The 25,480-nt window shown below is 48.9% G+C and carries 19 protein-coding genes and 4 pseudogenes; 19 read left to right on the top strand and 4 right to left on the bottom strand.

Annotated features, from left to right (window positions below; genetic code table 11):
• Positions 1-298 precede the first annotated feature (298 nt).
• Both DWX91_RS09405 and DWX91_RS09400 read left to right on the top strand, forming a co-directional pair.
• On the top strand, positions 299-1,624 hold the full coding sequence (locus DWX91_RS09405; protein WP_117795185.1) for an IS200/IS605 family accessory protein TnpB-related protein: 1,326 nt from the start codon (positions 299-301) through the stop codon (positions 1,622-1,624).
• Positions 1,625-1,781: 157 nt separating this feature from the next.
• On the top strand, positions 1,782-1,991 hold the full coding sequence (locus DWX91_RS09400; protein WP_267895288.1) for a type I restriction-modification enzyme R subunit C-terminal domain-containing protein: 210 nt from the start codon (positions 1,782-1,784) through the stop codon (positions 1,989-1,991).
• A 104-nt stretch (positions 1,992-2,095) separates the two neighbouring features.
• Here DWX91_RS09400 and DWX91_RS09395 read toward each other — a convergent pair whose 3' ends face one another.
• Positions 2,096-2,293 (bottom strand): hypothetical protein, encoded by a 198-nt coding sequence (locus DWX91_RS09395; RefSeq protein WP_106999694.1) that lies wholly within the window; start codon positions 2,291-2,293, stop codon positions 2,096-2,098.
• Positions 2,294-2,540: 247 nt separating this feature from the next.
• Between DWX91_RS09395 and DWX91_RS09390 the strand changes: the two genes are divergently transcribed.
• Entirely contained in the window at positions 2,541-3,833 is a 1,293-nt protein-coding gene (locus DWX91_RS09390) for an N-acetylmuramoyl-L-alanine amidase family protein (RefSeq protein WP_118472921.1), read from the top strand.
• A 90-nt stretch (positions 3,834-3,923) separates the two neighbouring features.
• Here the strand turns inward: DWX91_RS09390 and DWX91_RS09385 are convergent.
• A pseudogene (locus DWX91_RS09385) lies at positions 3,924-5,983 on the bottom strand (ABC-F family ATP-binding cassette domain-containing protein).
• A gap of 274 nt (positions 5,984-6,257) precedes the next feature.
• Here DWX91_RS09385 and DWX91_RS09380 point away from each other — a divergent pair.
• From DWX91_RS09380 to DWX91_RS09355, 6 genes are all read left to right on the top strand, one after another.
• The gene (locus DWX91_RS09380) at positions 6,258-6,953 is read left to right on the top strand and encodes a redox-sensing transcriptional repressor Rex (RefSeq protein WP_106999697.1); all 696 of its coding nucleotides are present in this window, start codon (positions 6,258-6,260) and stop codon (positions 6,951-6,953) included.
• Positions 6,950-7,318 (top strand): holo-ACP synthase, encoded by a 369-nt coding sequence (gene acpS, locus DWX91_RS09375; RefSeq protein WP_118472919.1) that lies wholly within the window; start codon positions 6,950-6,952, stop codon positions 7,316-7,318. The genes DWX91_RS09380 and acpS overlap by 4 nt, the downstream gene beginning before the upstream one ends.
• The gene (locus DWX91_RS09370; protein ID WP_412693870.1) at positions 7,309-8,823 is read left to right on the top strand and encodes an NAD(P)H-hydrate dehydratase; all 1,515 of its coding nucleotides are present in this window, start codon (positions 7,309-7,311) and stop codon (positions 8,821-8,823) included. Before acpS ends, DWX91_RS09370 begins: the two co-directional genes overlap by 10 nt.
• 27 nt (positions 8,824-8,850) lie before the next feature.
• Positions 8,851-10,056, top strand: coding sequence for an alanine racemase (gene alr / locus DWX91_RS09365; RefSeq protein ID WP_243017843.1), 1,206 nt, complete (start codon positions 8,851-8,853; stop codon positions 10,054-10,056).
• 214 nt (positions 10,057-10,270) lie between these two features.
• Positions 10,271-10,618 carry a type II toxin-antitoxin system PemK/MazF family toxin gene (locus DWX91_RS09360; protein ID WP_022360133.1) on the top strand — a complete coding sequence of 116 codons (348 nt, stop codon included), beginning with the start codon at positions 10,271-10,273 and terminating at the stop codon, positions 10,616-10,618.
• 143 nt (positions 10,619-10,761) lie between these two features.
• Positions 10,762-11,490, top strand: coding sequence for a YebC/PmpR family DNA-binding transcriptional regulator (locus tag DWX91_RS09355; protein ID WP_022360132.1), 729 nt, complete (start codon positions 10,762-10,764; stop codon positions 11,488-11,490).
• Between the two features lie 264 nt (positions 11,491-11,754).
• Here the strand turns inward: DWX91_RS09355 and DWX91_RS09350 are convergent.
• Positions 11,755-13,217 (bottom strand): annotated as a pseudogene (locus tag DWX91_RS09350) (nicotinate phosphoribosyltransferase).
• A gap of 572 nt (positions 13,218-13,789) precedes the next feature.
• On the opposite strand from DWX91_RS09350, the pseudogene ileS reads away from it, so the two are divergent.
• The 10 genes and pseudogenes from ileS to DWX91_RS09300 all read left to right on the top strand — a co-directional run bounded on the left by ileS (position 13,790) and on the right by DWX91_RS09300 (position 25,059).
• Positions 13,790-16,977: pseudogene (gene ileS / locus DWX91_RS18090) on the top strand (isoleucine--tRNA ligase).
• A gap of 46 nt (positions 16,978-17,023) precedes the next feature.
• Positions 17,024-19,491, top strand: a pseudogene (locus tag DWX91_RS09340) (glycogen/starch/alpha-glucan phosphorylase).
• A 27-nt stretch (positions 19,492-19,518) separates the two neighbouring features.
• Entirely contained in the window at positions 19,519-20,043 is a 525-nt protein-coding gene (locus DWX91_RS09335; protein WP_118472915.1) for a hypothetical protein, read from the top strand.
• Between the two features lie 214 nt (positions 20,044-20,257).
• On the top strand, positions 20,258-21,250 hold the full coding sequence (locus tag DWX91_RS09330) for a SpoIID/LytB domain-containing protein (RefSeq protein ID WP_118472914.1): 993 nt from the start codon (positions 20,258-20,260) through the stop codon (positions 21,248-21,250).
• Positions 21,251-21,290: 40 nt separating this feature from the next.
• A complete protein-coding gene (locus DWX91_RS09325) occupies positions 21,291-22,058 on the top strand; it encodes a M23 family metallopeptidase (RefSeq protein WP_106999706.1) in 768 nt (255 codons plus the stop codon).
• Between the two features lie 450 nt (positions 22,059-22,508).
• Positions 22,509-23,099 (top strand): lactate utilization protein, encoded by a 591-nt coding sequence (locus DWX91_RS09320; protein WP_106999707.1) that lies wholly within the window; start codon positions 22,509-22,511, stop codon positions 23,097-23,099.
• Between the two features lie 204 nt (positions 23,100-23,303).
• The gene (locus tag DWX91_RS09315; protein ID WP_022360124.1) at positions 23,304-23,699 is read left to right on the top strand and encodes a CBS domain-containing protein; all 396 of its coding nucleotides are present in this window, start codon (positions 23,304-23,306) and stop codon (positions 23,697-23,699) included.
• Positions 23,700-23,791: 92 nt separating this feature from the next.
• Positions 23,792-24,190 (top strand): spore coat associated protein CotJA, encoded by a 399-nt coding sequence (locus DWX91_RS09310; RefSeq protein ID WP_233430131.1) that lies wholly within the window; start codon positions 23,792-23,794, stop codon positions 24,188-24,190.
• The gene (locus tag DWX91_RS09305) at positions 24,190-24,444 is read left to right on the top strand and encodes a spore coat protein CotJB (protein WP_022360123.1); all 255 of its coding nucleotides are present in this window, start codon (positions 24,190-24,192) and stop codon (positions 24,442-24,444) included. The genes DWX91_RS09310 and DWX91_RS09305 overlap by 1 nt, the downstream gene beginning before the upstream one ends.
• Positions 24,445-24,447: 3 nt before the next feature.
• Positions 24,448-25,059, top strand: a complete 612-nt coding sequence (locus tag DWX91_RS09300) for a manganese catalase family protein (RefSeq protein ID WP_118293749.1) — start codon at positions 24,448-24,450, stop codon at positions 25,057-25,059.
• 125 nt (positions 25,060-25,184) lie between these two features.
• On the opposite strand, the gene DWX91_RS16620 is transcribed toward DWX91_RS09300, so the two are convergent.
• On the bottom strand, positions 25,185-25,448 hold the full coding sequence (locus DWX91_RS16620) for a hypothetical protein (protein ID WP_182430745.1): 264 nt from the start codon (positions 25,446-25,448) through the stop codon (positions 25,185-25,187).
• Positions 25,449-25,480: the final 32 nt, after the last annotated feature.

Genomic DNA, 25,480 nt, shown 5'->3' with positions numbered 1-25,480 from the left:
TATACCATTGCATCCTACATTCTAACAGTTTAAGTAATGAGATGGATAAATCCTTACTGGATGTAAGGGGATTACCCATAAGTATATTGTAGTAGTGATGAGTTAGGTGTGCCAATTATTTTAATAGATACAGAACAAGTGTTTGCCTTGCAAAGAGATGCATGGTATAATATAAATGTAAATATAGTGTATTACCTACGAAAGAAAAATTACTTTCGCAGGAAGAAGAAATGCGTATTTTTTACAGTATCATTTTGCACAGTGTGCGAAATATCGAAAACAGAAAGCAGGGACCTTTATGCAGATTGTATCCAGCTATGGAGTAGAAATTAAAAAAAAGAATATACCGCTCCGCTCTACGCTGGATATTTTTCGGAAAGCAGTTTCCTATCTGATTCCGGTGTATGCAGAGATCTGGGAAGAACTTTCAGAAATCAAAAATCTACAAAAACGCTTTAATGAGGCGGAACATCTGGTACATGAGACAAAAAAGAATCATGCCAGATTTCCGTTTGACCGTCATTTTCCTAAGATGCCATCTTATCTGAGAAGAGCGGCGATTCAACACGCACTTGGAGCCGTGTCCTCCTATCAATCACGCCTTAGTTTGTGGGAAAAGGGAGAACTGAGGGGGAAACCGAAGCTGGTCTGTGAGAATCATGCGATGCCGGTATTCTATCGGGATGTCATGTATAGGGAAGCAGAACCGGGAGAAGATACGGCTTATTTAAAGCTATTTGATGGGCGTGAGTGGAAGTGGTTTCAGGTGAAATTACTTCATACCGATATGGAATATCTTCGAAAAAAGTGGAGCGGGAAAGAGGCATCTGCCCCAACTTTGGAAAGGAAACATCATAAATATTTCCTTCGGTTTTCATACACAGAGGAAGTAACCTTATCGAAAACAGCTGTAAAAGAGCAGGTGATATGCAGTGTTGATTTGGGAATCAATACGGATGCAGTCTGCAGCATCATGCGGGCAGATGGCACTATCCTGGGACGTAAATTTATAAATTTCCCCAGTGATAAAGACCATTTGTATCATGTACTTGGCAGAATCCGCCGTTTTCAGAGAGAACATTCCTCCAGACAGGTTCAAAGCCGATGGGGTTATGCAAAAAGGCTGAATATGGAACTGTCCCGCAAAATAGCTACGGAGATCACGAAATATGCCGTAGAATATCAGGCAGATGTAATTGTTTTTGAGTATCTGGAAATGCAGGGAAAAATATCCGGAAAAAAGAAGCAAAAACTTCATTTATGGAGAAAGCGGGATATTCAGAAGCTATGTGAACATCAGGCACATCGGAACAGGATTCGTGTGTCCAGAGTTAGTGCCCGGAACACCAGCAGGCTGGCCTGTGACGGAAGTGGAGCGGTAGTAAGAAATCCGGAGAACCATAGCCTATGTATCTTCCAGACAGGAAAGCAGTATAACTGTGATTTGTCAGCAACTTATAATATCGGGGCGAGATATTTTATACGGGAACTTTTAAAACCCTTGCCGGAAACGGAAAGGTCTTCACTGGAGGCAAAAGTACCTGCAGTGAAGCGTAGAACCTCCTGCGTTTATGCAGATTTGAGAAAGCTTTATGTAGAAGTAAATAACTTAAAAGCGGCATAAATACAGGCAGATATACAGCGGACTACCTGTAATGTGGAAACCAGCCGTATCCGGCGTGGAAAAAGTGCGTATCCGCACGAATTCTAAGTTACTGGCGTATCCGCCGATATTTAGTCTTGCCGTTTAAAACGGCCGAGAAGCATGTGACTTTAGCCATGTGAGGTTCACCCAACGGCAGATCAATTTTGTTCATAAGATTATTAATCATATGGAGCAGAATGGGTATATGGAGAATGTGGCTGTTTTGCAGAAGCCTCCGTTTGATAAGCCAATTAGTTTTTTAAAGTTGTTTGATGTGAGAACGAGAACAGCGCTTATGAAAGCGATTAATGATGTCCGGGAGAATGCGGTTACAGTGGCGGGATGATGAAAAAATGACAGGAGACTGCGGAGGCAGTCAGTATAGAAGAATGAAAGAAGCGAACGACTGCGTATTGTGTTAGAAATAGACAGTCGTTTGCTTTTTGAACGTTATTTTTTCTTTTTAAAATATCGCAGTGCCACCGCATACCCATAGAGCACCGCCGGTATAACGATCGTGCAGAACAGCGATGCCAGCAGCAGATTTTCTGCCAGTGGACTGTCCATCAGGGCGAAGATGATGGAAGAGACGTAGAGGGTGATTAGGATAACAGCACCCGTCAGCGCCAAAATGCGTTTTGATTTCATATATGGTATCCTTTCTAATTTTATAACTCTATAAAAAAGAGTGATTGGAATTTGTAATCATTTTTATATTGTTTCAAAGGCAGATTGGATATTGCTGTCTTTGATGAACTGTCTTTTATTTTATTATTATAAAGGATGTAAGAATTTTTTTCTATACTTTTCATTTGCGGTGCGGTAAAATAAGAAGAGATGTGGCAACTGTTCACAGTTTTTTGCTTAATTATGAACAAGAAAGGGGAGGCACACGATGAATTGGAAGAAAAAATTTATGTGGGCAGCATCCTTTTTAGTATCCCTGTTTGTTTGTGGGACAGCGCTGGCGGCAGGTAACGATGCGTCTGCGGACACCCCGGCGCAGGGCAAGGAAGAAAATCAAGTTTACAGGTTCGGCACCGAAAATAATGCCAATGATATAACAGAGACAGAGGCATCGGCGACAGAAAGTGGCGCGGCTGGTTTTGAAAATAAAGAAATGTATCTGTATGAGGGCGAGTGGGTCGGAGACGGCGAGGACTGGCAGTACCGCCTGACGGATGGCAGCTTTTTGAAAGCGTCCTGGCTGAAATCGAATGGTCACTGGTATTATCTGGGAAAAAGCAGCTATATGCAGCGGGGACTCCGGAAAATCGGCACAAACCGTTATTATTTCGCCGAGAGCGGCGCGATGATGACTGGCTGGATTTATGAGGAAGAGACGGATCAGTGGTATCATGCAAACGAGGATGGGGCACTGACGACCGGCTGGTATCAGGCAGGAAATGCCTGGTATTGGTTTGATTCCAAATGTGTTATGTTCAGCGGCGGAAACCGGATGGTAAACGGGCATAAATATTATTTCTTTGACAATGGTCAGATGGCGGCGGATCAGTACGTGGAACTCAACTACTACGATGCAAATGGACTGCGCGACCGGACGCATGATGTGCGTTTGATGGGAAAACGGCGTCCGTCGGACAGTGAAAAAGAACAGATTACGAAAGAACTGGCAGGCGTGCCAAGAGAGTGGATCAAACGATTTGCAGAATCAGGCTGGGAGCTGATGTACTACACAGACAAGGCATACTTCTCAGCGCCGAAAACAGAGCAGGGTATCTATTTTGTCAATTATGATACAGATGTGCATTACAAGAAAATCAAATTTTCTAAACCGCAGGGGCTTGCGATGGCATTCGGCGAGTTCGCTGCGTCGGAACTAAGCGACGAAGAAACCTCACGTGCCCTGACGGATTTCGAGCGATATCTGGCTGGCAGTGGACTGGTGCAGCCGCTTCCATCCTACTTTGACGATAAGTCGGAGATGCAGTTCGGCAGCTTTTTCGCCGCCTGCTGTGACGAAGATGTCCGAGCTGACATCCGAAAAAACAGTCCGGAATTATACAAATATGTCGTAAAGTTAGGATTCTGGCAGGAAGGACAAAAACCAGACGAAGCCGAAGGGGTCGAGATGAACTCTGATCCGGAATTTGCCGGAAATGGAGCCGGACCGGCTGGGGATGAATCTTTAAAGGCTAAGAGTGGTCCGGCATCGGAAGTGCCGTAAGAAAACGTGGTGGCAGCAGGAATTTGCCGTATGTAAATGCAAAGCCGCGGCAAATTCCGTTACTGGGCACGTATGCGTGAACAGTAACCACTACTCTGCCAATTCCTCCCACTTCTCATACAATCCCTCTAACTTTGCATTCAGTTCTTCCTTCTCTTTATTCAGTTTCATCAAACGCGGAACATCGGAAAAGACAGTCTCATCGCAGAGAAGCGCATCGATCTCCTGATCGCGGGTTTCAAGAGTGTGGATTTCTTCCTCGACGCGTTTCAATTCATTCTGTTTCTTACGAAGCCGCGTCTGTTCTTCCTTCTGCTGTTTCCAGTCCAATTTGCCGGAGGAAGCGCTGGCTGCCGCTTGAACTGCAGCGGTCACGGCAGAAGCGGACGAAGCAGCAGAGGTACCAGTGCCATTTCCGGAAAGAGCAGTCGGATTTGCGCCTGCCGCAGCGGTCAGATGGCTGGAAGTCCCTGTGTTTCCGGCTCCGGAAGATTTTGCAGAGCGGTTGGCTGCCTGTGCGGCGGAAGCCAGATAGGCTTTCTCCTGCGTCTCCTTCTTTTCCAGATAATAATCGTAGTTTCCAATATAATTAATCAGTGTTCCCATCGTCAGATCGAGAATCCGGGTCGCAGTTTTGTTGATGAAATATCGGTCATGGGAGACGTAGAGAACGGTTCCGGTATAATGAACCAGCGCGTTTTCCAGAATCTCCTTCGAGGCGATATCCAGATGGTTGGTCGGCTCATCGAGGATCAGGAAGTTCGCCTCCGAGAGCATCAGCTTCGCCAGGGAAACACGTCCGCGTTCGCCGCCGCTCAGATCGCGGATGCGCTTAAAGACATCGTCGCCGGTGAAGAGAAATGCCGCCAGCACATTTCGGATCTGCGTGTTGTTCATATCCGGGTAGGTGTCCTGTAGCTCGTCAAAGAGCGTCTTGTCCATGTGCAGAACCTGGTGTTCCTGATCGTAGTAACCGATATGCACCTTGGAACCTAACCGGATCTCGCCGTTGTCCGGGGTCAGAAGACCGTTGATCATCTTGAGAATTGTGGTCTTGCCGGTTCCGTTGTTGCCGATGATGGCGATGCGCTCGCCGCGTTTTACCTCAAAGTTCAGATCCGTGAAGAGTGTCATGCCGTCGAAACTCTTGGCAAGCTCACGGACGGAGAGAACGTCATTTCCGCTGGTAACGCACGGTTCCAGCGTAATATGCATCGCGTCGTTGATTTCGGTCGGTTTTTCCAGAAGATCCATCTTGGAAAGCATTTTTTCACGGCTCTCGGCACGCTTGATGGATTTCTCACGGTTAAAGGATTTGAGTTTGGTGATAACCTCCTCCTGATGGCGGATCTCCTGCTGTTGGTTTAGGTAAGCCTTGAGCACACCGGCGCGGATGATCGCTTTTTTCTCGCTGTAGGCGGTGTAATTGCCCTGGAAAGAGGTGGCGATGCCGCCGTCCAGCTCGACGATCTTGGTCACGACGCGGTCCAGAAAATAGCGGTCGTGGGCGACGATGATGACCGTCCCGGCGTAGTTCATCAGATAGGTTTCCAGCCACGCGATGGATTCCATGTCGAGGTGGTTGGTCGGCTCGTCCAAAAGGATGATATCCGGTTTGGAGAGCAGGAGCTTACCGAGGGAGACGCGCGTTTTCTGACCGCCTGAAAGTTCGGAAACCGGTTTGGAAAATTCTTCCTCGACAAAGCCGAGTCCCTTTAAGACACCGGTGATCTCGCTCTGCCATGCGTAGCCGTTTAAAAGTTCAAATTCATGGTTTAAGCGGCTGTAAGTGTTGAGCATCGTTTCGAGCTTTTCGCCCTCGGCGTGCTTCATCTGGAGTTCCAGCGTGCGGATCTGCTGTTCCATTTCCAGAATCGGACGTTTGACCTCCAGAAGAGAGTCATAAATGGTGGTCTGGCTATGCAGATCCTGGTGCTGTGCCAGGTAACCGAGGGTTTTGCCCTTGGCGATGGTCACGGAGCCTCGTCTGCTGCGAGTTCTCCGACAATTATTTTTAAAAGAGTCGATTTACCGGCTCCGTTGATGCCGACGATGGCGGCTTTTTCGTGATCTTCTACATGAAACGATACGTGTTTGAGGATTTCCTCCGTACCGAATGCTTTTGAAATATTGCTGCAAGATAAAATCATAGATTCCTCCTGTGGTTGTATCCATGTATTTCGGTTAAAAAATATACCGTCAATCTTAAATTATAATATAAATAAAGAAGCAATGCAAGAATGAGAACGGTTAATGGCTGTTTCTGGTCAGAAAATTTTGCAAAATACAATGTAAAATCCCTCATATAAAATAAAAAAAATTGACAATTATTTATCATATGACTATAATAAATTTATCAGATTGTCCGAAGGTTTGCGTAAACCATATGGACAACGTTATAGGAAAGAAAGGTGGAAGAAAGCCGTGGAACAGAAAGAGATATCTAAAGCGGTCATTTCTAGGCTACCCAGATACTATCGTTACTTGGGCGAATTGCTCGAGGAGGGAGTAGAGAGAATCTCATCGAATGATTTGAGTATCCGCATGAAGGTGACAGCGTCCCAGATTCGTCAGGATCTGAACAATTTCGGCGGATTTGGTCAGCAGGGATATGGTTATAATGTAAAGTATTTATATTCGGAGATTGCCCGGATTCTGGGAATTGACCGTCAGCATAACCTGATTATTATCGGTGCGGGAAATCTGGGTCAGGCGATCGCGAATTATACAAATTTTGAGCGGCGTGGTTTTTTAATCAAAGGCATGTTTGATGTGAATCCGCGTCTGGTCGGTCTGGTAGTCCGAGGAGTGGAGATCCGTGGTATTGAAGATTTGGAGCAGTTTATCAAGGACAATGAAGTGCAGATCGCAGCGCTGACGATTCCGAAGTCGAAAGCACCGGAGATTGCGGATCGGCTTGTCAAAGCCGGAATCAAGGCGATCTGGAATTTTGCCCATACAGATTTACAGGTTCCAGATGACGTTGTGGTGGAAAATGTCCATCTGTCGGAGAGCCTGATGCGCCTTTCTTACCGCGTATGCAGTATGCAGGATCAGAAAGCGAGAGAAGAAGCGCAGAGAAAGCAGGAAGAGGCAGCTGGTGCTGGAGAAATAAAATGATCGTCGGAATTGGTACGGATCTGATAGAGATAGAGCGAATCAAAAAAGCCTGTGAAAAAGAGGCTTTTTTGGTGCGTGTATATACAGAAGAAGAGCGTCGGCAGGCTGGGGGAAATGCGTCCCGGCTCGCCGGCGATTTTGCGGTAAAAGAGGCAGTCTCGAAGGTGTTTGGAACAGGCTTTAGGGGCTTTGGACTGCTGGATGTAGAAGTGCTCCGGGACGAGTTTGGAAAACCGTGGGTGCAGCTTCACGGGGGAGCGAAGAAACTTGCGGACAGCCTGAAAATCACCCGGATTCACGTGTCGATCACGAATACAGGCAGTCTGGCATCTGCTTACGCAGTCGGAGAGGGGGAATGGAAATGAGACGTCTGGTGACAGGAAAACAGATGAAAGAGATAGATGGATATGCAATCCGGAAAGTGGGTATTCCCTCTCTGGTACTGATGGAGCGAGCGGCGCTGGCGGTTGCAGACGAGATGGAAAAACGGTATGGGAAGCTTTCAGGGCAGAGGCTTCTGGTATTTTGCGGAACGGGCAATAACGGTGCGGACGGCGCGGCGCTGGCTAGGATTCTCTTTCTGCGCGGCGCGCTTCCGACGGTGCTCACGGTCGGTGACAAGGCACACTGGACGGGGGAGATGACCTGTCAGGTGGCGATTGACCGGAATCTGGGGATCCCGGTGGAGGCGTTTGAAAATTATGTGCCGGGGCATGTGGAGATCATGGTGGATGCGATCTTTGGCGTGGGTCTTTCCAGAGAGGTCGGCGGTGAATTTGCCGAGGCGATCCGTTTTATGCGTGAGCAGGAGCCAAAGGCGGTAGTTGCGGTTGATATTCCGTCCGGCGTCAGCTCAGAGACAGGGGCGGCGCTTGGCGAGGCAGCTGAGGCGGATCTGACCGTTACTTTCGGCTATGAGAAGCTGGGAATGGTGTTCTATCCGGGACGGAAGCTGTGCGGCGAGATTGTGATTGCCGACATCGGGTTTCCGGCGTATACAAAATATGAAGGGCATACCTATTATGCCTATGATCCGGAGGATCGGAGCCAGATCCCGAAACGGCGGGCAGACGCCAACAAGGGAACGTATGGAAAAATCCTGATCGCAGCCGGTTCGGAGGGAATGTGCGGCGCAGCGTATTTGAGCGCCCTGGCTGCGTACCGGATGGGCGCAGGACTTGTGAAGATCCTGACCGTCCGGGCAAATGTGCCGATTCTGCAAAATCTCCTTCCGGAGGCGATCCTGACGCCGTATGATCCGGAACAGGCACAGACGGATCCGGCAGGTTTTAAGAGCCTGGTGGAACAGGAGTGCGGCTGGGCGAGCGCGATCGTGCTGGGACCGGGACTGGGAAAGGAAGCCCATGTCGCAAGTCTGGTGCAGAACGTGCTGCTTTCCGCCTATGTGCCGATCATTGTGGATGCGGATGGATTAAATGCTGTCGCACAGCATCCGCATTTGTCCGGGTATTTTACGGAAAATGTGATCGTTACTCCACATCTGGGGGAGATGGCGCGTCTGACGGGACGCTCGATTGAGGATCTGAAACGGGATCTGGTCGAGTCAGCGGTGCGGTATGGCGAAGAAAAAGGCGTGACCTGCGTGCTCAAGGATGCCGTGACGGTGACGGCGGGGCGCGATGGCAATGTGTATATCGGCGACAGCGGCTGCGCCGCGATGGCAAAGGGCGGTTCCGGCGATGTGCTGACCGGTGTGATTGCCGGGCTTCTGGCGCTGGGATTTTCAGAGGATGAAGCGGCGGCGCTCGGCGTGTTCCTGCACGGAAGAGCTGGGGCGCAGCTGCCTGTAAAAAGGGAGAGCATTCCGTGCTGGCAAGAGATATCGCGGACTGTCTGCTTGAAAAGATAGATTGAAAATAAAAAGGAAGACAAAAAGATGGAAAAAGCATATACAATGGCAGAAGAACCATATACCCGGATTTATGCGCGGATTGACCTGGATGCGATTGTGAAAAATATGGAGGCGATGCGCGAAAATCTTCCGGCAAAAACGAAGATGATCGGCGTGGTTAAGACGGATGGTTACGGTCACGGGGCTGTCCCGGTGGCGAAGACGATCGCGTCGTTTGTCTGGGGCTATGCGGTGGCAACCTTGGAGGAAGGACAGAACCTGCGCCGCCACGGCATTGACAAACCGATTCTGGTGCTTGGTAGCACGCACCCGCGCCATTTTGCGGAATTGATTGAGGGCGATATCCGTCCAGCGATCTTTGAGGAAGACAAGGCAGAGCTGCTCTCAAAACTTGCGGTTTCGATGGGAAAGACGGCGAAAATGCATATTGCGCTCGATACCGGCATGGGACGAATCGGATTTCACCCGGATGAAAATAGCCTGGAAGAGATAAAGCGGATTGCAAAGCTTCCGGGCATTGAGATCGAGGGAATGTTTACACATTTTGCGCGTGCTGACGAGGCGGATAAGGCATTTACCCATTTACAGTATGAGCGGTACCAGAAATTCCATGAAGGTCTGGAAGCTGCAGGTGTTCATATTCCGATGTGCCACTGTGCGAACAGCGCGGCGATCATGGAACTGCCGCGGATGGGACTGGATGCGGCGAGAGCCGGTATCACGGTATACGGTCTGTATCCGTCGGATGAGGTAGAGCGGAACATGAAGATTTACCCGGCGATGGAGATCCGCAGCTTTATTACCTATGTTAAGGAAGTGGAGCCGGGCACGCCGATCAGCTACGGCGGAACCTTTGTGACGGACCGTCCGATGCGGATCGCGACGATTGGCGCCGGATACGGCGATGGCTATCCGAGAAATCTCTCTGGAAAGGGTTATGTCCTGATTCATGGACACCGCGCACCGATTCTGGGACGCGTCTGCATGGATCAGTGCATGATCGATGTGACCGATATCCCGGAGGCTGCTGAGGACACGCGGGTAACGCTGGTCGGACGCGACGGGGACGACGAGATCACGATGGAAGAGCTGGCGGAATGGAGTGGCGGTTTCCACTATGAGATCCCATGCGTGCTTGGAAAACGTGTGCCGCGCGTGTACGTGAGAGGTGGAAAGATCGTCGGGAAAAAGGATTATAATGATGATCGGTATGAGGATTTTATGGAGTAAAGCCGGTGTTTGAACCATTTAGAAAAAGGATTCATAAGATAAAGTAGATAGCTTCGGCAAAGCGGGAACCTGGACTGCCGGATGCATTTGTGGGACGACCCGCGTATAGGCGGTGTAAATCTGTCCATACTAACGGTATAAACGGACTGTGGAGCTGTGAAAGTACAAAGCAGTTATTTATATCTTAAAATAGTTTGGACGGAGTGTGAATCGAGTGGTTATCAGACGAGGAGATATTTATTACGCAGATTTAAGACCGGTCATCGGCTCAGAGCAGGGCGGCGTCCGCCCGGTGCTGGTCATCCAGAATGATATCGGCAACAAGCACAGCCCGACCGTGATCTGCGCGGCGATCACATCAAAGATGAACAAAGCCAAGCTGCCGACGCATGTGGAATTAAACACGCGCCGCTGTGCGATGGTGAGGGATTCGGTTATTTTACTGGAACAACTCCGCACGATCGATAAGCAGCGGCTGAAAGAGAAAATCTGTCATATCGACGGGGCGCTTTTACAGGAAGTGGACCGTGCGCTGAAGGTCAGTCTGGAACTGGATACATAAAATCAGCCGCGAACCCCTTGTCAAGCATACAGAATGGTGTTAAAATAGTTAAGATGCAGCTTTTTAGTGCCGAAATCGGCGTGATATAAAAGCTGATGAGCGAAAAGATACAACAAAGAAGATAGAAAGAGGAGTGTTATTTTATGTCAGGACATTCAAAGTTCGCCAATATTAAGCACAAAAAAGAGAGAAACGACGCAGCAAAGGGAAAAATCTTTACCGTTATCGGTCGTGAGATTGCCGTAGCTGTTAAGGAAGGTGGTTCGGATCCGGCAAACAACAGCCGTCTGCGTGATGTGATTGCAAAAGCAAAAGCGAACAATATGCCGAACGATACCATCGATCGTGGTATCAAGAAAGCAGCCGGAGATGCAAACTCTGTCAATTACGAGAATCTTACATATGAGGGATATGGTCCGAATGGCGTCGCTATCATCGTAGATACCCTGACCGACAACAAGAACCGTACCGCAGCGAATGTCCGCAGCGCATTTACCAAGGGCGGCGGAAACGTAGGTACTCCGGGCAGCGTGTCTTTCATGTTTGATAAAAAAGGTCAGATCATCATCGACAAAGAAGAGTGCGAGATGGATCCGGATGAGCTGATGATGCTTGCACTGGATGCAGGAGCTGAGGATTTCTCCGAGGAGGAGGACAGCTACGAAGTGATCACCGCACCGGAAGATTTCTCTGCAGTCCGCGAGGCGCTGGAGAAGGCTGGCGTTCCGATGATGGAAGCAGACGTTACCATGATTCCGCAGAACTGGGTAGAGCTTACCGATGAGGAATCCATCAAAAAGATGCAGAGAATCCTGGATCTTCTGGATGAGGATGATGACGTACAGGCTACTTACCATAACTGGGATGAGTAATTAATATCATATTTGATATAGATTTAAAAAAATAAAGATACGATTCATATAAAAACTGTCGCTGGAATACAATGGCGGGCTGGACTTTTCAAAGAAGAGGGCTGGCAGCCGGATGTATTTGGCGGCAGTTTTTGTGTAATAGGAATTTCCTTGGAGACACATTCGTTTTTATTTTGCAAATTTTATGGAAGCGTTAAAGAAAAAAATACCATGTCCGGCAGCAATAAACTTGCCTGAACATGGTATTTACTCGTATTTTATCTACTAGTTGCTTGTATAATGATAGCTGTCTAACAGCTGTGCCTTCATATGCCACAGCTCGTTGGAGAGATCCACATGAATCTCATGCGGGTTTACCAGACGGCGGGACTCATCCCACAGCGTCTCCTGTTCTTTCTTGCAGTATTCGCGGATGTCCATAACCTTTGGAGACTCGTAAACGCATTCGCCGTTTTTGAAGATTGGAACGAGAAGTTCGCGCATAGTGTAGGTGCCCGGCGCGAGGTGTGTCTTTTTCCATGTCTCGATCGGATCGAAGAGCAGAAGGGAATTCTTCTCATCGAACTCTTCATCCACGAGACAGATCAGATCTGCGATAATCTTGCCAGTCTCCTTGTCATAGATTCGCTGGATGGTCTTGTTGCCCGGATTGGTAACCTTTTCTGTATTTTCCGAAAGCTTGATCTTCGGGATAAATTTGCCTGTGTGACGGTCCATGATGGCAGCCAGCTTATAAACGCCGCCGAAGGAAGGACAGTCCTTGGAGGTAATGAGGTTTGTGCCGACACCCCAGGACGTGATGGCAGCGCCCTGAATCTTCAGGCTGTCGATCAGGTATTCATCCAGATCGTTGGAGGCGGAGATGACTGCATCCGGGAATCCGGCGTCATCCAGCATCTTGCGGGCTTTCTTGGAAATATATGCAAGGTCGCCGCTGTCGAGGCGGATGCCGTAGAAAGTCAGCGGGATACCGGCGTCGCGCATCTCCTGGAAGACGCGGATCGCGTTCGGAACACCGGAACCCAGGGTATCATAGGTATCGGCTAACAGGATGCAGGCACTCGGATAGAGCTTTGCATAAGCGCGGAATGCAGTCAGCTCATCTGGAAAACTCATGATCCAGCTGTGTGCGTGGGTTCCCTTGACCGGAACGTCAAACAGTTTTCCGGCCAGTACATTGGAAGTGCCGATACAGCCGGCGATCATGGCAGCGCGGGCGCCATAGGTACCGGCGTCAGCACCCTGCGCGCGGCGAAGCCCGAACTCCATGATTCCGTCCCCGCGTGCGGCGAAGACGATACGGGAGGTTTTGGTCGCGATCAGGCTCTGGTGGTTGATGATGTTTAAGATGCAGTCTCAACCAGCTGTGCTTCCATGATCGGCGCGATGACCTTGACGAGAGGCTCACGCGGGAAGACAACGGTGCCTTCCGGGATTGCGTAAATGTCACCCGAAAATTTGAAATTGTGAAGATATTCGAGGAAATCTTCATCAAAAATGCCGAGTCCGCGTAAGTATTCGATGTCGGCATCATCGAAGTGAAGATTTTTCACATAGTCAATGACCTGCTCTAAGCCGGCGCAGATGGAAAACGCATTTCCATCTGGGTTTGTGCGGTAGAACGCATCAAAAATGACGGTTTCGTTGGCATCTTTCTCCCGGAAATAGCCCTGCATCATCGTCAGTTCATACAGGTCGGTCAATAGGGTAAGGTTTCTTGGCTCCATAATATTCTCCTTTGTTGCGAAAGACGGCTGCGGGCACGCCCTTCTTTTTATATATAGTATACTTCATTGTTTATATTTGCAATGAATGTCTGTGTCTGTTTTTTAAAGTAAATACAGACATATTTTATATACTATACCATAAAATCAGGGGAATGGCAAAATAATGATAATTTTATAACATGTGAATCATATCCGAAACATTCCTTGACAACCATCTGGAAAAAAGATACAATGTCCATGTTAGTGATTTGATTACTAATTATGATAGGAAAAGCAATGATGGAGACAGTAGCGCCGCACGGAAAGCGGGAGCGAGGCAGGGACGGTGAGAGCCTGCTGTGAGTAAGGCGGATGCGAAGATCACTCCGGAGCTTCGGGCTGAACCATTTTTGGAAGTCTGAGCGCCGTTTCTGACAGCGCCCGGAAGGAAAATTCAGTAAGTACCGACGGTTTCCTCCGTTATAGGGAGCGCATATAAAGGTATGCAGTAATAGGTGGTTAAAAGCAAGTGGGCCCTTGTCCTGTTACAGGATGGGTCCATTTTTATTTCATATTTTTAGGAGGAATTTATCATGTACAACAAAGTTCCGGCAAACATGAATTTCGTGGAACGTGAAAAGAACATTGAGAAGTTCTGGGAAGATGAGCAGATTTTTAAGAAGAGTATCGACAGCCGTAAGCAGGGACCGACCTATACATTCTATGACGGACCGCCTACCGCAAACGGCAAGCCGCACATCGGACACGTGCTGACCCGTGTTATCAAGGATATGATTCCGAGATACCGCGCGATGAAGGGCTACATGGTTCCGAGAAAGGCTGGATGGGATACCCACGGTCTTCCGGTTGAGCTGGAAGTAGAGAAGATGCTGGGACTGGACGGCAAGGAGCAGATTGAGCAGTATGGTCTGGAACCGTTCATCGAGCACTGTAAAGAGAGTGTCTGGAAATACAAAGGAATGTGGGAAAGATTCTCCAACACCGTTGGTTTCTGGGCAGACATGGAGCATCCGTATGTTACCTACCACAACAGCTTCATTGAGTCTGAGTGGTGGGCATTAAAAGAAATCTGGAACAAGGGACTTCTTTATAAGGGCTTCAAGATCGTACCGTACTGCCCGCGCTGCGGCACCCCGCTGTCCAGCCATGAGGTGGCACAGGGATATAAGGACGTCAAAGAGCGTTCTGCGATTGCTAAATTCCCGGTAAAGGGCGAAGATGCATACATTCTTGCATGGACGACCACCCCGTGGACACTTCCGTCCAACGTGGCGCTCTGTGTAAATCCGGACGAGACATATGTAAAGGTAAAAATGAAAGAGGATGGCACGGTTTATTATATGGCGCAGGCGCTGTGTGATACCGTTCTGGGCGAGGGCACTTACGATGTTCTGGAAACCTTTGTCGGAAAAGATCTGGAATATAAAGAGTATGAGCCATTATTTGACTATGCCGTAGCAACCTGTGAAAAACAGCATAAGAAAGCATTCTACATTGTCTGCGATAATTATGTAACACTGACCGATGGTACCGGTGTCGTACACATTGCGCCGGCATTTGGTGAGGATGACTCCAAGGTCGGCAGAAAATATGACCTTCCGTTCGTACAGTTGGTAGACGGCAAGGGCGAGATGACGAAGGAGACTCCGTGGGCTGGTATGTTCTGCAAGAAAGCCGATCCGGAGGTTCTGAAAGCATTAAGAGAAAGCGGACTTCTGTTCTCTGCACCGGTATTTGAGCATAGCTACCCGCACTGCTGGCGCTGCGATACACCACTTATCTACTATGCACGTGAATCCTGGTTCATCAAGATGACCGCAGTCAAGGATGACCTGATCCGCAACAACAACACGATCAACTGGATTCCGGAGAGCATCGGTAAAGGGCGTTTCGGCGACTGGCTGGAGAATGTCCAGGACTGGGGCGTGAGCCGTAACCGTTACTGGGGTACTCCATTAAATATCTGGGAGTGCGAGTGCGGCTGCCAGCACGCGATCGGAAGCCAGGCAGAATTAAAATCTATGAGCCCGAACTACACGGACGTTGTGAAAAAATATGCAAAAGAGATGGATCAGGAGGCAAATGGAGAGGTTGAGCTTCACCGCCCATTCATCGATGATGTGACGATCACCTGCCGAAGTGCGGCAAACAGATGCACCGTGTACCGGAGGTTATCGACTGCTGGTTTGATTCCGGTTCCATGCCATTTGCACAGCATCATTATCCATTTGAAAATAAAGAACTGTTTGAGCAGCAGTTCCCGGCAGATTTCATCTCCGAGGCGGTTGATCAGACGCGTGGATGGTTCTACTCCCTGTTAGCTATCTCGACCCTGATCTTTAACAAGGCGCCGTACAAGAATGTTATCGTTCTGGGGCATGTCCAGGATGAGAACGGACAGAAGATGAGTAAGTCCAAGGGCAACGCGGTTGACCCGTTCGATGCACTGCAGACTTACGGCGCTGATGCGATCCGCTGGTATTTCTACATTAACAGTGCACCGTGGCTGCCGAACCGTTTCCACGGAAAAGCCGTTATCGAGGGACAGAGACGTTTCATGGGTACTCTCTGGAATACCTATGCATTCTTTGTACTCTATGCGAATATTGATAATTTTGACGCAACCAAATATACGCTGGAATACGATAAACTTCCGGTTATGGACAAATGGCTGCTGTCTAAGTTAAACAGCCTCATCAAAGAGGTAGACGACGATCTGGGCAACTACCGAATTCCGGAGGCTGCAAGAGCGCTCCAGGATTTCGTCGATGATATGAGTAACTGGTATGTCAGAAGAAGCCGTGAGCGTTTCTGGGCGAAGGGCATGGAGCAGGATAAGATCAATGCGTACATGACACTCTACACCGCACTGGTAACTGTAGCGAAGGTAGCGGCTCCGATGATTCCGTTCATGACCGAAGACATTTACCAGAATCTGGTTCGCAGTCTGGATAAAGAGGCACCGGAGAGCATCCATCTGTGCGACTTCCCGGTTGCAAATGAGGCGCACATCGACAAGGATCTGGAAGCGAAAATGGAAGAAGTCCTGAAGGTTGTCGTTCTGGGCCGTGCAGCAAGAAATACTGCTAACATCAAGAACCGTCAGCCGATCGGACGTATGTTCGTGAAGGCAGAGACCGCTCTGCCGGAGTTCTATCAGGAAATCATCCAGGATGAGCTGAATGTGAAGAAGGTAGAGTTCACGGATGATGTCCGCGCATTTACCTCCTACAGCTTCAAGCCGCAGCTTCGTACCGTTGGACGCAAGTATGGCAAGTATGTAAACGAGATCAAAGAGATTCTTGCAGGTCTGGACGGAAATCAGGCGATGGATACCTTAAATGAAACCGACCTTTTAAGCTTTGAGACGCAGGACGGTACAAAGGTAGAGCTGGCAAAAGAAGATCTTCTGATTGACATGGCACAGGTACCGGGCTTTGTATCTGAGGGTGACAATTTCGTTACCGTTGTTCTGGACACCAATCTGACACCGGAACTCATCGAAGAGGGCTTTGTCCGCGAGATCATCAGTAAGATTCAGACGATGCGTAAGGAAGCCGGTTTTGAGGTAATGAACCATATCAACGTCTTCCAGGACGGAAATGATAAACTTGCAGAAATTTTAAAGAAGCATACAGAGGAAATCAAGAAAGAGGTTCTGGCTGATAATATCCTGATTGGCACCATGAGCGGATACACAAAAGAGTGGGATATCAATGGCGAAAAAGGTATGTTTGGTGTTGAGAAAACGACTGACTGATGTGCCTGGCGGGAAACCGTGATACTACGAATATTAGGAGGACAGGATGCGCGAGATCAGCAAAGAAGAGTTTAAAAAGAGTATTATCGAAAATGTAAAGAACCAGTACCGCAGAACGATCGACGAGGCGACACCGCAGCAGATATTCCAGGCTGTGTCCTATGCGATCAAGGATGTGATTATCGACGACTGGATTGCAACCCAGAAGCAGTTTGACGAGACAGGCGCAAAGAAGGTATATTACCTTTCTATGGAGTTTCTGATGGGACGTGCGCTTGGTAACAATATCATCAACTTGGGTGCGAAAAAAGCAGTGAAGGAAGCACTGGAAGAGCTTGGTTTTGACCTCAATGCGATTGAGGATCAGGAGCCGGATCCGCACTTGGAAACGGCGGTCTGGGGCGTCTGGCAGCATGTTTTCTGGATTCCCTGGCAACTCTTGGTTATCCGGCTTACGGCTGCGGCATCCGTTACCACTACGGTATGTTTAAGCAGAAAATCAAGGACGGCTACCAGGTGGAGGTGCCGGATGAGTGGCTGAAAAACGGTTATCCGTTCGAGCTTCGCCGCCCGGAGTATGCGACCGAGGTTAAATTTGGCGGTTATGTCAAGACCGAGTGGGACGGTGAGCGCAACCATTTTGTACAGGAAGGTTATCAGTCTGTTCTGGCAGTTCCGTATGATATGCCGATTGTCGGCTACGGCAACAACGTAGTCAACACCCTGCGTATCTGGGATGCACAGCCGATCGACACGTTCAGCCTTTCTGCATTTGACAAGGGTGATTACCAGAAGGCGGTCGAGCAGGAGAATCTGGCGAAGAACCTGGTTGAGGTCCTTTATCCGAACGACAACCACTATGCGGGTAAAGAGCTGCGTCTTAAACAGCAGTATTTCTTCATTTCTGCCAGCTTACAGGTTGCTCTGAAGAAATTCAAAGAGACCAACGATGATATTCACAAACTGCCGGAGAAGATCGTATTCCAGATGAACGATACGCATCCGACCGTGGCAGTTGCTGAGCTGATGCGCCTGCTCCTGGATCAGGAAGGCTTAAACTGGGATGAGGCGTGGGGTATCACAACAAAATGTTGTGCATACACCAACCACACTATCATGGCAGAGGCGCTGGAAAAATGGCCGATCGAGCTGTTCTCCCGCCTGCTTCCGCGTGTATACCAGATTGTGGAAGAGATCAACCGCCGTTTTCTGATCGAGGTACAGAATAAGTACCCGAATAACTATGAGAAAGTTAAAAAGATGGCGATCATCTTTGACGGTCAGGTTAAGATGGCGCATCTGGCGATCGTAGCCGGATATTCCGTCAACGGTGTGGCAAAACTTCACACCGAGATTCTGAAAAATCAGGAGCTGAAAGATTTCTACGAGATGATGCCGGAGAAATTTAACAATAAGACAAACGGTATCACCCAGCGTCGTTTCCTGCTGCATGGCAATCCGCTTCTGGCAGACTGGATCACGGAGCAGATTGGCGACGAGTGGATTACCGATCTTCCGCACCTGGCAAAATTAAAAGTATACGTCGATGATCCGAAATTCCAGCAGGAATTTATGAACATCAAGTATCAGAATAAACTGCGCCTGGCAAAATACATCAAGGAGCACAACGGCATCGACATTGATCCGCGTTCCATTTTCGATGTACAGGTAAAACGTCTCCATGAGTACAAGAGACAGCTTTTAAATATCCTTCATGTAATGTACCTGTATAACCAGCTCAAAGACAATCCAAACATGGATATGGTTCCGAGAACCTTTATCTTTGGTGCGAAAGCAGCGGCAGGTTACCAGATTGCCAAGAAGACGATCAAACTGATTAACTCCGTAGCAGATGTTATCAACAATGATAAATCCATCAATGGTAAGCTGAAAGTTGTGTTTATCGAAGATTACCGCGTTTCCAACGCAGAATTGATTTTTGCGGCAGCGGATGTCAGCGAGCAGATTTCCACCGCCAGCAAGGAGGCGTCCGGTACCGGCAACATGAAGTTCATGCTGAACGGTGCGCTGACGCTGGGCACGATGGATGGTGCGAACGTGGAGATCGTCGAGGAGGTAGGCAAGGAGAACGCATTTATCTTCGGTCTGAGCGCTGACGAGGTTATCAATTATGAGAACAACGGCGGTTACAATCCGGAGGAGATCTTCAACACCGACCAGGATATCCGTCGCGTGCTGATGCAGCTCATCAACGGCTACTATTCACCGCAGGATCCGGAGCTGTTCCGCGATATTTACAATTCTCTGTTAAATACAAAGAACAGTGCCAAGGCAGATACCTACTTCATCCTGAAAGATTTCCGTTCCTATGCGGAAGCACAGAAACGCGTCGAGGCAGCTTACCGTGACGAGAACTGGTGGGCGAGAGCAGCCATGCTCAACACAGCAAGCGCTGGTAAATTCTCCTCTGACCGTACCATCGAGGAGTATGTGCGCGACATCTGGCATCTGGAGAAGATCCATGTGGACGATGATGATGTAAAGGCACTGTAAAAGGAGTAAAAAGAGGGAGGACACACTATGAGAGGATACAGAAAAAGACCGGGGACACAAGGATTTTCGGTTCCTCTTGTGGGTGCTTCCCTCTTTTTTATCATTTCGCTGTTTTTGTTTGCTTCTTATAAAAACAGCGCCTATCAGCAGGCGAAAAAGGAAATCTATTCGCTTTATACGGCGAACCGGGCGTTTGATCTGGATGAGGTGTATCAGGACGGTCTGACGGCGATCTACGCGAAAGAGTATGGAAAGACGGCAACCGAGGCTGGATGCGAGGCGCTGGAGCAGACGGGGCTTCCGTATGTTCTTTTATTATCGCAGTTTTCCGCACCGGTGGAACGCGTGTATGTGACGAACTGTCAGCTGAGCGAGACGGGGCGGGAGAAGAAGGCGCGGACGTATGACTACACGGTTTCGGTGCGTTTCTGCCTGGAAAAAGGCGATGAGGTGCTGGCACCGGAGAAGACGATGGACTTTCATGGAACTGTGGTGATGAAGAAAAAGGGATGGTTCCGCTGGCTGCTGGATGGTGTGACGCTGGGGGAGTAAAAGAATGATAGAGGGGAAACTGGAAGAGACTGCAAAGGGCGGCGGAGGAAAAGCCGGAGCGTAGACTTGTGATATTTTTTGAGTGCCTGTCATAAGATAAGGAAGGCAGAGAAAAGAAGCTGGTTTGTAAGGCATTGAAACCATAAGTTTACTGGTATGGCAAAACAGAAAATGCGTGAAACCGTACTGGAACAGTCAAAACAGGAGAACCGAAATGAAGAAGAGAACTGCCGCCGTACTGGCGGCTTTTTTGATCCCATATATCACAACACTGGCAGTTTCCGGGCGTGTGCAGGGGGCGGATGGAGGAAAAATCGGAGGAAATTCAGATAGAACATCTGGAGGGGGAAGTCAGACGGATGGTCGGCAGATCCTTCTGGATCGGGAGGATGGCGTCCGCAACAACGGAACCGGGTATGCTGTCCCACTGGAAGAATATCTGATCGGTCTGACTGCAGTGCAGATTCCGGACGGCTATCCGAAGGAGGCAGTCAAGGCGCAGGCAATTCTGGCGCGGACGGCGCTGTACCGGGAGATGGACGGGGCAGATTCGATCGAGGAATCGGCGTTAGATATGGATTATCTGGAGCCGGAGCAGATCGAGAGCCGGTTTGAGGCGGCTGGAATGCCGGAATATTACCAGACGATCTGTGGGGCGGTGCGGGAGAGCGCAGGACAGACGGCGATCTGGGATGGGAATTATATTGAGCCGCTGTTTCATGCAGTGAGCGCGGGGCGGACGCGCGAAGGGGATGAGGCGCATCCGTATCTGGCGTCGGTTGCGGCAAAGGAGGATGAGGGCGCTGGCGGCTACCTGACGCGGCAGGGCATGACACGGGAAGAACTGAAAAAACGTCTGGAAGAAGGACTGAATGCATTGGGAGAACACCCGGATCTGGAAAATTTGGAAGAAGAGCGGATTCTGGAGGAAATTCAGATCGTGAAACGGGACAGCGCCGGTTATGTGGAAACCGTGCAGATTGGGGCGGAGACGTACAGCGGGGACGCGGTGCGCTATGCGTTAGGCGTGCCGTCGCCAGCTTTTTCCCTCGAGGAAGACGGGGATGAAATCCGCTGTGTTACTTATGGGCGCGGGCATGGTTACGGGTTGTCGCAGTACGGGGCGGGACTCATGGCGGAGAATGGGAGCAGCGCGGAAGAAATTTTAAAGCATTATTTTAAAAATATTCAAATCGTTTCTGAATAAAACGATTCACTTCGGCAAGACTAATACCGAGGTGATAAACGTGAAAAATAAAGTAAGACAGTTATTCAGGGACAAACTTGTTCTGGTAATGACAGTGCTTGGTCTGCTGACAATCGTAGCCGCAGCAGGAACCGTAAAAATTCGAAAAGATAATGCACAGGATGGAAGAAATCCGTATCTGGATGTGCCGCAGACGGAGGGAATCCTGGCGGAAGAGATGCCGCAGAACCGTTTAGAAGAAAACGACGGACAGGCGGAAACACGCGCACAGGTGGCAGGAAGTTCGGACGCTTCGTATTCGGTCAATAACCGGGATGAAGCCGATCAGAAGCCGATGGAGGAGGAAAAAGAGAGCAGTCTGGGAGCCGGAGCAGCTGCCGCACGCGCACTTTCCTACAATGGAACCGATCGCTTAAGCTGGCCGGTCCAGGGCAATGTGATTCTCGATTACAGCATGGATTCGACCATCTATTTTCCGACGCTCGATCAATACAAATGCAATCCGGCGCTCATTATCCAGGGCGATGTGAGTGAGCCGGTCGCCGCACCCGCCGAGGCGCAGGTAACCGAAGTCGGTTCTAATGAGGAGATCGGCAATTATGTTGTGCTGGATCTGGGAAGCGGCTACACGGCGGTCTGTGGACAGCTCAAAGACGTTCAGGTGGCGCAGAAGCAGTATGTGGCAAAAGATACGATACTCGGATATGTGGCAGAGCCGACCAAATACTATTCGATTGAGGGAAATAACGTATATTTCGAGCTGATGCACGACGGAGAACCGGTGGATGCGCTGGACTATCTGGAATGACAGGCTGAAATGCTGTTTATGATACGCCTTGCAGTCTGGTTCTGGCTGTGGCAGAAATTGGAAATGAAGGGATAAGTTTGTGTTTTGTGACAGGTGGTTTTGAAACAGAAAGCTGCTGTATGAAAACATGAAGACAGGGAATTTTGTTGACTTGATACTGTTTACGGGTAGGCACTTTTGGAACCGAAAGTGCCGTAAGAAAACGTGGTGGTAGCAGGAATTTGCCGTATTTGAATGCGAAGCCACGGCAAATTCCGTTACTGGGCACGCATGCGTGAACAGTAACTTGACTTGAAGCAAGGCGGGCAGCTAATTTGCTCTGCCTTGTTTTTCTGCCAATATTTGATATACTATAGGTAAAGTACGAATATTTTCAAAGATCAAAGGCTGTCAATGTAGGTTATAAATAAAAGTTACTATAAATTGAACGATTTAATAAGGAGGACAAAGATGGAACAGGAACTGCTGAAGAATAATTTTGAACGTCACGGATTTAAAACGAGTTTCTTTGATACAAAGAAGGCTGCGTCGGACTATCTGAAAGATCAGATTTCCGGGAAAAAAGTTGCGATAGGCGGAAGTGTGACGGCACAGGAGATGGGACTTTATGAGGCACTTTCCGAGAAAAATGAGGTGATCTGGCACTGGAAAAAGGCAGGGCGCGAGATGCTTGTGGAAGCGAGAAGTGCCGAGGTGTACATAACCAGCGCTAATGGTGTTTCCAAAACCGGAGAACTGGTCAATATCGATGGAACCGGAAACCGCGTGTCGCAGACCTTATTCGGACCGGAAAAAGTATATTTTGTCATTGGAAACAATAAAGTCTGTCCGGATTTGACATCTGCGATGGAACGTGCAAAACAGATCGCAGCACCGAAGAACGCAGCCCGTCTGCAGGTCCAGACCCCGTGTGCGAAAACGGGCGTCTGCGTAGACTGCAACAGCCCGGCACGGATTTGCCATTCGATCGTGATCCTGGAGCGTCCGAGCAATGGGATGGAAGTAGAGGTTGTGTTTGTGGATGAGGAGATGGGTTATTAGGAGCGGAATATAGTTACTGGTCACGGGTATGAACAGTACCGATTACAGAAAAATTTGATGGAAAAATAAGGATTTCTTTATATCTTTTTTGGACGGATTTGGTATAATCAAGAAGAACGAAGGCAGATTTGAACGAAAATATACAAAATCTACAGATACGTATGGGGGACGTATGGGGAAAGATGAAAGGAGAACAGGTAAACCATGAATATATTATTTTTTCTGACACCGAAAAGCGAAGTCATTTATGTGAATGAGGAGGACACGGTTGGGCAGGCAATGGATACGATGGAAAAGTACAAGTATTCTGCGGTGCCGATCATCACGAAGGCAGGGCGTTACGCAGGAACATTAACCGAGGGCGACTTGCTGTGGGGACTCAAAAATAAGACAGATCTGGTGCAGAAAGGACTAGAAAAAGTGCGGATCACTGAGATTCCACGCCGTTCGGATAATCAGCCGGTACTTGTCAATGCGGATATGGAAGATCTTCTGGGAAAGATCATGAACCAGAATTTCGTGCCGGTGCTGGATGATCAGAAAAATTTTATCGGTATTATTACCAGAAAAGATGTTATCAGTTACCTTTGTAAAAAATAGTACATAATGATCGCTCTGTTTTTCAGCGGCGATCGCATTTATATATTTCCTGCATAAGATAAAGTATAACTGCTTTTGTAGGAGAATGAAATATGAATGGTTATCAGGATAACTCCAGCCGGAAAAATGCCTGCCGTTCGGGAATGCCTCTTATGTCATGCCCGGTGGCAGGCATTTCTGGCAATCGTTGCATAAATACCGCACCGCCAACCTGTCCGCCGGAAATACCTTGTGCTGGTTCGGTGCATCTTGTTTCGGAAAATGGGGCATTTTGCCCGCAGGGTCCAGAAATCCGACCTGCCCGCCCGTATCCGCAGACAGGAGGGAACAGGCCGCCGCAGACATTTCTGGGAGGCGGAAATTATCCGGTCGGCATGGGATATGTACCGATTCAGTCCTGGCAGCAGCCGTATGCGCTGGAAACCGCATTCAGGCGGGGAACTATTTTTCCGGATCTGGATCTGCCGTTTATGATGGGAGGTGCCTGCTGATGAATGAGACTGCCAGAAAATTGATGAAACGGATTGATGATGCCAGCTTTGCAATGGATGATGTGATTCTCTATCTGGACACCCACCCGGATGACAGGAATGCGCTGAATTATTACCGGTATGTGGTGGCACTTCGGAAAGAAGCTGTTAAAGCGTATGAGGCATCGTTTGGACCGCTCACGATCGAGGATGCGGACGATGCATGCACATGGTCCTGGCTTACAGAGCGCTGGCCGTGGGAAGGGGAGGTGTAGCGTATGTGGAGATATGAAAAAAGATTACAATATCCAGTCAATATCAAGACGCCGAATCCGAAGATCGCGCAATATGTAATGAGCCAGTATGGCGGTCCTGACGGCGAAATCGGAGCCTCTATGCGCTACCTGTCCCAGCGGTATACGATGCCTTATAAGATGCAGAAAGGACTTCTGACCGACATCGGAACCGAGGAACTCGCCCATATGGAGATGATTGCCGCCATTGTCCAGCAGCTCACGCGCAACCTTACTCCGGCACAGATCGAGTCATCCGGGTTCGGACCATACTATATCGACCACACCACGGCAATCTGGCCGCAGGCAGCAGGCGGAATCCCGTTCAATGCGTGCGAGTTCCAGTCGAAGGGCGATGCGATCACGGATTTATATGAGGATATGGCAGCAGAGCAGAAAGCCCGCACAACCTACGACAATATTCTCCGCGTGGTCAAAGATCCGGAAGTATGCGATCCGATCCGTTTTCTGCGCGAGCGGGAGATTGTACATTTTCAGCGGTTTGGCGAAGCTTTAAGAAATGTACAGGATCACCTGAGCAGTCGTAATTTCTATACGTTTAACCCAGAGTTTGATAAAGTGAAAGCGAAGGGATAAAACAAAAACCTCCGTAAACAATGTCAAATTCATTCTTTACGGAGGTTTTCAAACCAGCACCGAGTGCGGATAAATCCGAACCCTCAACCTCCGCCAGTGTGATGGTCTTAGAACTGTTCTTACAGTTAAAAGTAAGGAATTATCTTGTCCTCATAAAGATACACCGCATTTACAAAACTGTCAATCAGTCTTTGCCGCTGTTCCCGCTTTGTCACATCAAATTTACGGAAGCGGTAAATGAAAAATGCTATCTGTTCTCTTGTAAGCAGGGGCTTGTGCATTTCCTCCTGCAAAATGCTGACTTCAAGCTGCCTTTTGGTTTCCTCCAACTCGTCCAGTCTTTGCTTGGTGGACGGAGTAAAAATCCCTGCTTGAATGGAGTTGAGCATATTGTTAATACCTTTTTCCGTTTCTGCAAGCT

Origin of the sequence: Clostridium sp. AF22-10, assembly GCF_003478725.1 — a bacterium.
Classification (GTDB): Bacteria; Bacillota; Clostridia; order Lachnospirales; family Lachnospiraceae; genus Otoolea; species Otoolea fessa.
This window is presented reverse-complemented; position numbering and strand designations above follow the sequence as displayed.

What these genes read in the sequence shown, in the direction of transcription:
- DWX91_RS09405 (WP_117795185.1), top strand. Translation starts at nt 299, where the DNA reads ATGCAGATTGTATCCAGCTATGGAGTAGAAATTAAAAAAAAGAATATA.
- DWX91_RS09395 (WP_106999694.1), bottom strand. Translation starts at nt 2,293, where the DNA reads ATGAAATCAAAACGCATTTTGGCGCTGACGGGTGCTGTTATCCTAATC.
- DWX91_RS09390 (WP_118472921.1), top strand. Translation starts at nt 2,541, where the DNA reads ATGAATTGGAAGAAAAAATTTATGTGGGCAGCATCCTTTTTAGTATCC.
- acpS (WP_118472919.1), top strand. Translation starts at nt 6,950, where the DNA reads ATGATCGTCGGAATTGGTACGGATCTGATAGAGATAGAGCGAATCAAA.
- DWX91_RS09370 (WP_412693870.1), top strand. Translation starts at nt 7,309, where the DNA reads ATGGAAATGAGACGTCTGGTGACAGGAAAACAGATGAAAGAGATAGAT.
- alr (WP_243017843.1), top strand. Translation starts at nt 8,851, where the DNA reads ATGGAAAAAGCATATACAATGGCAGAAGAACCATATACCCGGATTTAT.
- DWX91_RS09355 (WP_022360132.1), top strand. Translation starts at nt 10,762, where the DNA reads ATGTCAGGACATTCAAAGTTCGCCAATATTAAGCACAAAAAAGAGAGA.
- DWX91_RS09335 (WP_118472915.1), top strand. Translation starts at nt 19,519, where the DNA reads ATGAGAGGATACAGAAAAAGACCGGGGACACAAGGATTTTCGGTTCCT.
- DWX91_RS09330 (WP_118472914.1), top strand. Translation starts at nt 20,258, where the DNA reads ATGAAGAAGAGAACTGCCGCCGTACTGGCGGCTTTTTTGATCCCATAT.
- DWX91_RS09320 (WP_106999707.1), top strand. Translation starts at nt 22,509, where the DNA reads ATGGAACAGGAACTGCTGAAGAATAATTTTGAACGTCACGGATTTAAA.
- DWX91_RS09315 (WP_022360124.1), top strand. Translation starts at nt 23,304, where the DNA reads ATGAATATATTATTTTTTCTGACACCGAAAAGCGAAGTCATTTATGTG.
- DWX91_RS09310 (WP_233430131.1), top strand. Translation starts at nt 23,792, where the DNA reads ATGAATGGTTATCAGGATAACTCCAGCCGGAAAAATGCCTGCCGTTCG.
- DWX91_RS09305 (WP_022360123.1), top strand. Translation starts at nt 24,190, where the DNA reads ATGAATGAGACTGCCAGAAAATTGATGAAACGGATTGATGATGCCAGC.
- DWX91_RS09300 (WP_118293749.1), top strand. Translation starts at nt 24,448, where the DNA reads ATGTGGAGATATGAAAAAAGATTACAATATCCAGTCAATATCAAGACG.
- DWX91_RS16620 (WP_182430745.1), bottom strand. Translation starts at nt 25,448, where the DNA reads ATGCTCAACTCCATTCAAGCAGGGATTTTTACTCCGTCCACCAAGCAA.